Raw genomic sequence first — 8304 nt, forward strand, 5'->3', positions numbered from 1 at the left:
GTCACCCGGCGGCCCGGCGGAGCATCGCCTCCATTTCGGGGTCGGGCATGAGCTCCCGGACCTCCTGCGCGCTGCGGCACGCGGCAGCGATCTTGGCAGCCCACGCCAAGGCCTCCTCCCGGGAGGCCACGTCGACCACCACGAACCCGCCGATGACCTCCTTGGTCTCCGGGTAGGGGCCGTCGGTGACCAGCCCGTCCGTGGCGACCACGCTCGCCCGCTGCCTTTCCAGTCCGCCGCCGAACACCCACACGCCGGCGGTCACGGCCTCCTGGACCACCGCGTGCGCGGCCTTGCCCACGTCGGCGAGTTCCTCGGCGGGGATGTGGTCCATCGCGCCGTCATTGAACGAGATCAAGTACCGCGTCATCCGTTGACTCCCCTGTCCCGGCGGCCTGCACCGGCCGCCTCTCACCTGTGCTACGAACGACTCGTCCCGGATCCGACGCTCTGCCCGGACAAATCTTCACCAGGCCTCCTCCGCGCCGGCCGGCAGGCTCAGGAAGGCCACCACGCTCGCCACCCGGTGCACAGTCCCCTCCATGCTCGGGCCCACCGCCCAGTTGTGCTTGGGAAAGCAGACCACCGCGGCCAGCGCGACACTGCACAGCACCAGCGCCAGCACGCCGCCCGAGCGCTCACGGGGGCCGTGGTGTCACGCACTGTGGTCGCCGCTCAGCGCGGGTGCGGGCGGATGCGGTCCAGCAGGCCGGCGACCCGCGGGTCGGTCAACGCCGCCGGCTGGTGGACCACGTGGTAGGTCACCGGGGGCAGGTCCGCGACCGGGCGGGCGACCAGCCCGGGTGGCGCCGGCACGCAGCCGTTGACGATCGCCAGCCCCACCCCGAGGGCGACGAAGTGGCTGATCAGCGGCCAGCCCTCGGCCTCCACGGCCACCGTCCACTCCGCGCCGGCCGCCGCCAGGGCCCGTTCCAGCAGCACCCGGTGCGGCCGGTGCCGCGGCGGGACGACCAGGCTCGCCCCGGCCAGGTCCGGCAGCGTGACCGTGCGGCGCCGGGCCAGGCGGTGCCCCTCCGACACGAGGAGCGTCTGGGGGTACGTCGCCAGCTCGACCGCGGTCAGGTCGTCGGGCAGCACCTCCAGCACGCTGACGCCGAGGTGGGCCTGCCCGGTGCGGACGGCCGCCAGCATCTGCCGATGGTCGCAGTTGATCAGGCGGAGCCGGGTGGGCGCCTCGGCCAGCACCGCGCGGATCGTGTCGCCGAGCAGATAGAGGTAGGCGCCCTGACCCGCGGCGAGGACCACCGGACGGCGCGGCGCCGCCCCGGCGAACTCGGCCAGGAAGTGGGCGAGCCGTTCGTCGTGCGCACGGGCGAACCGGGCGACCGCCTCGCCGTCCGCGGTGAGCACCAGCCGCCGGCCGGTGCGGTGGTAGAGCGGGCGGCCCAGGGCCTGGGCCAGCTTGCGGATCTTCACGTGCAGCGCGGGCTGGGAGATGTGCAGGTCGGCGGCGGCGCGGGTGAAGTTGAGGTGCTCCGCGAACACGGCGAACGACGCCAGGGCGTCCACCGAGACCGCCCGCTCGTCCATAACCCGAAACTATAGCCGCGGCGGTAAAGATAGTTCTGCTGTAGCCTCAGGGCGCCCAGGCTGAGGTGTATGACCATCGCTCAGCAGCACCGGCTCGGCGTCGACATCGGCCGGGTCATCATCGGCGGGGGCACCGTCCCCGGCAGCAGCGACACCCAGTTCTTCAGCGGGGACACCGCCCGCATGCTCGCGACCCCGGCCGTGCCCGGCGCGTTCGACGCGCTGGCCCGCCTCGTGCCACGCTTCGAGCAGGTGTGGCTGGTCTCCAAGTGCGGCGAACGGGTCCAGCGGCACACCCGGCAATGGCTCGACCACCACGACTTCGCCGCGCGGACCGGCATCCCCCGCGACCACATCCGGTTCTGCCTGCGGCGGCCCGACAAGGCCGTGCACTGCGCCGAGCTGCGGATCACCCACTTCGTCGACGACAAGCCGGACGTGCACCGGGCGCTGGACGGCGTGGTGCCGTACCGGTATCTGTTCGGACCGCAACGCACCCCGCCGCCGGCCCGGGTCCGGCTGACCCCGACCTGGGCGGCGGCGGAGGCGGCGATCCTGCGGAGCCTCGGGTGACGGCCCGGCCCGCGCCTCAGCCGAGCGGCGCGAGCTGCTGCCGCAGCGCGGCGATGATCGGCGACGCCGGGGTGCGGGCCGCGGTGAACGGGTGCACTTCGGCATAACGGACCGTGCCGGTCCGGTCGGCCACCACCACGCTCGGGTACGGCAGCACGTTACGACGCGTCCCCAGGCTCCCGAGCGCCTCCGGCACCGGGTAGCCGATCCCGAACGCGTCGATGAGGGTGTGCCGGGGGTCCGATGCCACCAGGTAGCTCAGGTCGTGGCGGTGCTTGACCGGCGCGAGCAGCTCGGCGCGCTGCGGGCTCACCGCCACCAGGTGGGCGCCCAGATCGGCGCAGGCCGGCGCCAGGGTGCGCTGATAGGCGACCAGCGTCTCCTCGCAGGGCGCCGAGCCCTCGTACCGGAAGAAGACCAGCACCAACGGCCCGGTGTCGAGCAGCCGGCGCAGGTGGATCGGGCCCAGGTCGACCTCGATGAGCGGCAGGTCCGGGATCCGGCCGCCGGGAGCGATCATCCGGCTCCAGACCGCGTCCATCTCGAACTGGCGCCGGACCGCCTCTTCCTCGGCTCGGCGGCGCGCGGCTTCTGGCCGGCCACCGGTGAGGTACACGGATCTCGTCATGGCGGCCACGTTATCGAGCCAATAGGTAGGCATTGTGAAGCCCTGATGAACGCTTGCCAGGGCACCAGCACCAACCGGCCCCGTACGCCGCCGGCGGCCGGCAGCTCGTGCGCCCGCGCCACTTCGGCCGGCGGCAGCCGCGGGCTCGGCAGACCCGTGCCGACCAGGGCCGCGAGCTCGGTCAGCCGGCCGCCGTCGGCCCACGCCTCGACGGCGGCGGCGAACGTCCCGCGGCGCAGCGCCTCGTGGGCTGTGATACCTGCCACGGCAGCGCCCAGCCGTGGTCGCGTACCGCCCGGATGCCGCGCAGCGCGGCGAGCCGCAGCAGCAGGCCCCCGACCCCGCCGGCCGCACCGGTGACCAGCAGCGTCCCGCCGCAGGCTGCGCGAGGTCAGCTGACCCCGCGACGGCGGGTCACCGGGCGATCCCCGCCGGCCCGGGTTGCCGGACCGCGGGGTCGCCGGGCCGGCGGCGGCGGGACAGCAGGCCCTGGGAAATCGCGACGCCGGCCAGCACCACGACCGCGCCCACCGGCTGGTTCCAGATCAGGTGCTCGCCCAGGATCAGCACCCCGACCACCGTCGCCACCACCGGCATCAGGTAGGTCACCGACACCGAGGTGCTCGCGCCGGCCACCCGGATCACCCGCAGGTTGAGCACGAACGCCAGCCCGGTGCCGAGCGCGCCCAACGCCAGCACACACCCCGCCACCTGCGGCGACAGGTGCTGCGGCGCCGGCGGGGCGCCGGCCAGCAGCGGCGCCAGCACGGCCAGCTGGGCCAGGGCCATCAGCAGCTGGCCGGCCGCGATCGACACCCCGGTGCCGGCCCGGCCGGCGATGAACTTCTTCTGGTACGGGATGGCCACCGCGTAACCCATCGCCGCGCCCAGGCACAGGAGCTGGCCGGTGAGCTGGGCGCCGCCGAGGTCACGCCACACGCCCAGCACCACCAGCACGCCCAGGAAGCCGGTCACGATGCCGGCCACCCGGCGCCGGGTCAGCGCCTCGGTGCGGAACACCAGCACGGCCAGGGGCAGCGCGACCAGGGGTGTGGCCGCGTTCCAGATGCCCGCGAGCACCGAGGAGACGCGCTGCTCGCCGTACCCGAAGAGGGTGAAGGGCAGCGAGACGCCCAGCGCGCCCACCACCGCGAGATGGCCCCACAGCCGCGCGTCGCGCGGCAGCCGGTCGCGGGTCACCGCGAGCACCACCAGCAACACGGCGCAGCCGGCGGCGACCCGGGCGAACGTGAGCCACAGTGGATGCAGCTCACGGACGCCGACCTTGATGAACAGGAAGCTGGTGCCCCAGATCGCGGCCAGCAGCAGATAGCTCGGCAGCCAGCCGCGCAGGCCGGGCGCGTCAGGGGCGGTCACGGTATCCACCCCTGACACTCTGCCGCAGCAGGCGCCCGGCACCGAGCCCTGGTACGTGTCCGTGCTGAACTTCCGCGGCTCGGCCGAGTGCGGTGACCATCCACGCGGTCTCCCGGAAGCCCGCCCGGTGAAGGTCATCGCCGGGCGTCGGTCACCAGGGCGTCGCGCGAACGCCCGATCCAATCCAACAAAGCCGATGGGTGAGGCCACGCTTGTCATGACCGTCACAGTCCTGCTGACCTGGCACCCGGCGGGCTGCTACGGTGCTGGTAGGTCATGAGTGCCAGCGCGAAGCCCCGGCTTGCTGGCCGGCAACCCTTGTGTTCGCGATGGGGTGCTCCGGGTGAGGACCCGGCCGGCGTCGACCACGACGCGGGCAAGCGCGGGCCCCCGGGGTGGGGTCCCCGACCTCGCGGAGGCATCCCATGTCCCTGACCCTGCAGCGCACCGCCCTCGACGTGATCGGCGACGACCTGACCGTCGACCTGCCCGACGGCACGACGGTCCCGTTCGCCCACCTCGACTACGCCGCGACGGCCCCCTGCGTGCGCGCCGCCGCCGACGCCGCGCAGAACCTGCTCCCCTGGTACGGCAGCGTGCACCGCGGCACCGGCATCCGCTCCCAGACGTCCACACTGGAATACGAACGCGCCCGCGACCTGGTCGGCGACTTCGTGGGCACCCGCCCGGGCGACACGGTCATCTTCACCCGCAACACCACCGACGCGCTCAACCTGCTGGCCCGCTCCCTGCCCGAGGGAATCACCACGATCGTCTTCGACGGCGAGCACCACGCGAACCTGCTGCCCTGGCGCCGCCCGCTGCGCCTGCCCACCCCGGCCACCCCGGAAGCCGCCGTCGCGGCTCTCCGGCAGGCGCTGCGCTCACTGCACGGCCCTGCCCTGCTGGCGATCACCGGCGCAAGCAACGTGACAGGCGAGATCTGGCCGGTCCGCGCCCTGGCCGACGAGGCCCACGCGTACGGCGCCCGGGTGGTGGTGGACGCGGCCCAGCTGGCGCCGCACTGTCCGGTGGATCTGGACGACCTCGGCGCGGACTATGTGGCCCTGTCGGGACACAAGCTGTACGCCCCGTTCGGCGCGGGTGTGCTGGCGGGTCGGGCTGACTGGCTGGATGCCGCGGAGCCGTACCTGAGCGGGGGCGGGGCAAGCGTCGAGGTCGGCACGGCCGCCGAGGATGTGAGGTGGGCCCAAGGCGCCGCCCGGCACGAGGCAGGCACGCCGAATCTGCTCGGCGCGGTTGCGCTGGGGGCGGTATGCGCGGCCTTGAAGGGCGCCGATCGGGGGGCGCTGCATTCCCACGAACAGGACCTGCTGGCCCGCTTGCGTGAAGGGCTGGCGGGGGTGCCCGCAGTGGTGCCGGTCAGCGTGTTCGGCGACCGGCAGCCACGGGTCGGCATCGTGTCGCTGGCCCTGCCCACCCAAGACCCGGCCGTGATCGCGGAGCGGCTGGGGCGGGAACACGGAATCGGGGTCCGGGCGGGGCAGTTCTGCGCCCATCCACTGACCAGACGGCTGACCGGGTCGGCGCGGACGGGCGGGTGCGGGACGGGGGCGGTGCCGGGACTGCTGCGGGCCAGCTTCGGGCTGGGGACTACGGGGAACGAGGTGGACCGGCTGGTGGAAGCCCTGCGCCGGTTGACCTCCCGAGCCGGGTGACGGATACCGGGGGTATCTCGCCGGGTGGGGGTGGGCCGTGGGCTAATGGCCGGCCGTGTTCAGCGGCCATGGCGCTCCTGCCCGGCCGGTGATCGGCGCGTCTCAATGCGATACTTCTGTCCAGCCCGGTTCTCGGCGCGTCTCACTGCGACGCTTCTGTCCAGCCCGGTTCTCGGCGCGTCTCAATGCGACACTTCTGGCCAGACCGGTGATCGGCGCGTCTCACTGCGGTGCTTCTGCCTGACCGGGGATTGACCCGCCTCACTGCGGTGCTTCCGTCTGACCGGTGATCGGCCCGCCTCACTGCGGTGCTTCCGCCTGACCGGTGATCGGCCCGCCTCACTGCGGAGGTGCTGCCCGGCCCGGGTTTCAGCATGCAGGGCCGGAGTGATTCGGCCCTGCTCGCGTTCCGCCGGCAGGGCCACGACGCGTCCGCCGGCCCATCCATGTCCAGCGCGCCGGACGGCGACACTTCCGCCCGGACGGTCGTCCAGCACCCCGGGACGACATTTCCCCTTGATCGGTGTTCAGTGCGTCGGGGGCGCAGAGTTACCGCCCGGCCGGCCCTCCACCGCGCCGGGCTGACGCTTCCGCCCGGTCCGTGTTCTCAGCGAACCTGGGCCGCCCAACCCGGTCGGCATGGACGACGGGGTGGCGCACCAGGTCCGAGCGCCACGAAAATCTGAAGAGTCCCGATGTCCGCGGGTCCCAATATCTACAGGTCCCGGCCTCCACAGGTCTCGACCTCCGCAAGTCCCGGCCTCCGCAAGTCCCGGCCTCCGCGAGCCCCGACCTCCGCGAGCCCCGACCTCCGCGAGCCCCGACCTCCGCGAGCCCCGGTCCCCTCCTGCGCTCCGCGCAACACGGGGCCCGATCCCTCGATCCCGATCCCGTCAGTTCGATTCTCTTGCGTACCCATCTCCGGTTCCCGACCTCTGCGAGTTTCACCGTCACCCGTCCTGCAAGTGACGAACAGCAGGGCGCGTCCGGCGACATGCGACTCGCCGAACAAATGCATCCTCGCGAAGTCGAAGAATTGGCATGATCAACTGTCGAATGGGGGCGAGAAATTGTCGCCCGGACCCTGGATAATGGACCCATGTCACAGCTTCAATTGTTCACACCGGCTGAACTGTCCGCGATGCGCGACCGAACAAGATCCCGTAACTACTCGGCCGAGCGGGAGGAATTCCGGCGTGTCCATGAGCGGCATCGCGCATGGGGGCTGACGCAGAGGCACGCCCAACGCCTGCGCCGCCTGCGCCGCCTGCGGGACAACCAGGATGCCTGCCGTCCGGAGCCTGCCGCAGACCGCCCGCATCCGATCCGGGCGTGCGAATCCCCGCCGGCCGAGCAGAACCCGCGCCCGACATCACGCCACGAACACCCGGCGCCGCCCGACCAGCACCTTGCACCGCCGCATGCCGACCCAGCAGCAGCCCACCAGCACCCCGCACCACCGCACGCCGACCCGACAACGCCCAACCAACACCCCGCACCACCGCACGCCGACCGACAACGCCCCACCAACACCCCTGCACCGTCCCGCCAACGCCCGGCGCCTCCCCGCCAGCACGCGACCCCGGGCCGCCCGGCGCCTCCCCGCCAGCACGCGACCCCGGGCCGCCCGGCGCCTCCCCGCCAGCACGCGACCCCCGGCCGCCCGCACCCTGCACCTTCCCCACGAGCGCCCGGCACTGACCGACCACCATCCGGCACCACGCCACATGCGACCCGCACTGCCCGACCAGCCTCAAGCACCACTTCACATACGCGCAGCGGAACCACACCGGCGCCCGTTCTTCCAACACGTCGACCGGTCGAACCGGCCATAGCCAGCAAGTGCCGCGAGCCCTTGGTGCCGCGCGTCCTCCTGTCAACGACAGCGCTCCACCCAGCCCATCGCCCTATCCCCGTCGAAGCACTGACGCCGGTCGGAGCCGGCCCGCCGAGACTATCCCGGCGACCTCGTCGACCGCCGATGGGAACTGATATGAAAGGGAGAGGTGGAGTCGACCCGGAAAGGCACGGGAGATCTCCCCCACCATCTGAGAAACATTTTCGAGCGACCCTGCTCGCCTATGCGCGGAATTATTTGCCGACAATCTCAGTAAATGCATGCCCATACAAAAAGATCGCGCTCAAGTCAGGCCGGACCGGCGCGGCATGTCCGGGCCGAGGCGGCAAGCCGAGCGGATACAGCAGCGCCGGGCGGAGGCGGCAGCCCGGGCGCAAACGTCAAGCCGGGCGCAAACGTCAGGCCGCGCGCAACGTCAAGCTGGGCGCAAACGTCAGGCCGCGCGCAACGTCAAGCTGGGCGCAAACGTCAGGCCGCGCGCAACGTCAAGCTGGGCGCAAACGTCAGGCCGCGCGCAACCGTCAGGCCAGACGCAAGAGTCACGCCCGGCACTGGCAACCATGGGCGTAGGCGGCAAACCGGGCGCAGGCATCAAGCGAAGCGATGCGACGGCAGGCGGGGAGGCAGGCGGGCTGGGG

General features: G+C 72.5%; 7 protein-coding genes, 1 pseudogene and 1 riboswitch. Of the genes and pseudogenes, 2 read left to right on the forward strand and 6 right to left on the reverse strand.

What is annotated here, in order from left to right; all coding sequences use genetic code 11:
- Window position 1 precedes the first annotated feature (1 nt).
- From ACIBQZ_RS03555 to ACIBQZ_RS03565, 3 genes and pseudogenes are all read right to left on the reverse strand, one after another.
- On the reverse strand, window positions 2–370 hold the full coding sequence (locus ACIBQZ_RS03555) for a YciI family protein (protein WP_396086865.1): 369 nt from the start codon (window positions 368–370) through the stop codon (window positions 2–4).
- A 96-nt stretch (window positions 371–466) separates the two neighbouring features.
- Window positions 467–634: pseudogene (locus tag ACIBQZ_RS03560) on the reverse strand (DUF998 domain-containing protein); the annotation flags it as partial.
- A 41-nt stretch (window positions 635–675) separates the two neighbouring features.
- Entirely contained in the window at window positions 676–1551 is an 876-nt protein-coding gene (locus ACIBQZ_RS03565; RefSeq protein ID WP_396086866.1) for a LysR family transcriptional regulator, read from the reverse strand.
- A 69-nt stretch (window positions 1552–1620) separates the two neighbouring features.
- Here ACIBQZ_RS03565 and ACIBQZ_RS03570 point away from each other — a divergent pair, with 69 nt between their 5' ends.
- On the forward strand, window positions 1621–2124 hold the full coding sequence (locus ACIBQZ_RS03570) for a hypothetical protein (RefSeq protein ID WP_396086867.1): 504 nt from the start codon (window positions 1621–1623) through the stop codon (window positions 2122–2124).
- Between the two features lie 16 nt (window positions 2125–2140).
- Here the strand turns inward: ACIBQZ_RS03570 and ACIBQZ_RS03575 are convergent, their stop codons facing one another.
- From ACIBQZ_RS03575 to ACIBQZ_RS03585, 3 genes are all read right to left on the reverse strand, one after another.
- Window positions 2141–2752 (reverse strand): redoxin domain-containing protein, encoded by a 612-nt coding sequence (locus tag ACIBQZ_RS03575; RefSeq protein WP_396086868.1) that lies wholly within the window; start codon window positions 2750–2752, stop codon window positions 2141–2143.
- Complete coding sequence (locus ACIBQZ_RS03580) at window positions 2749–3018, reverse strand: hypothetical protein (protein ID WP_396086869.1); 270 nt, start codon at window positions 3016–3018, stop codon at window positions 2749–2751. Before ACIBQZ_RS03580 ends, ACIBQZ_RS03575 begins: the two co-directional genes overlap by 4 nt.
- A gap of 148 nt (window positions 3019–3166) precedes the next feature.
- Window positions 3167–4138: a DMT family transporter gene (locus tag ACIBQZ_RS03585; RefSeq protein ID WP_396086870.1), complete on the reverse strand. Its 972-nt coding sequence runs from the start codon at window positions 4136–4138 to the stop codon at window positions 3167–3169.
- Window positions 4139–4401: 263 nt separating this feature from the next.
- A riboswitch (SAM riboswitch) is annotated at window positions 4402–4518 on the forward strand.
- Between the two features lie 36 nt (window positions 4519–4554).
- Here ACIBQZ_RS03585 and ACIBQZ_RS03590 point away from each other — a divergent pair.
- Window positions 4555–5808 carry an aminotransferase class V-fold PLP-dependent enzyme gene (locus tag ACIBQZ_RS03590; protein ID WP_396086871.1) on the forward strand — a complete coding sequence of 418 codons (1254 nt, stop codon included), beginning with the start codon at window positions 4555–4557 and terminating at the stop codon, window positions 5806–5808.
- Window positions 5809–8304 lie beyond the last annotated feature (2496 nt).

Origin of the sequence: Actinoplanes sp. NPDC049599 (assembly GCF_044465625.1) — a bacterium.
Taxonomy (GTDB): Bacteria; Actinomycetota; Actinomycetes; order Mycobacteriales; family Micromonosporaceae; genus Actinoplanes.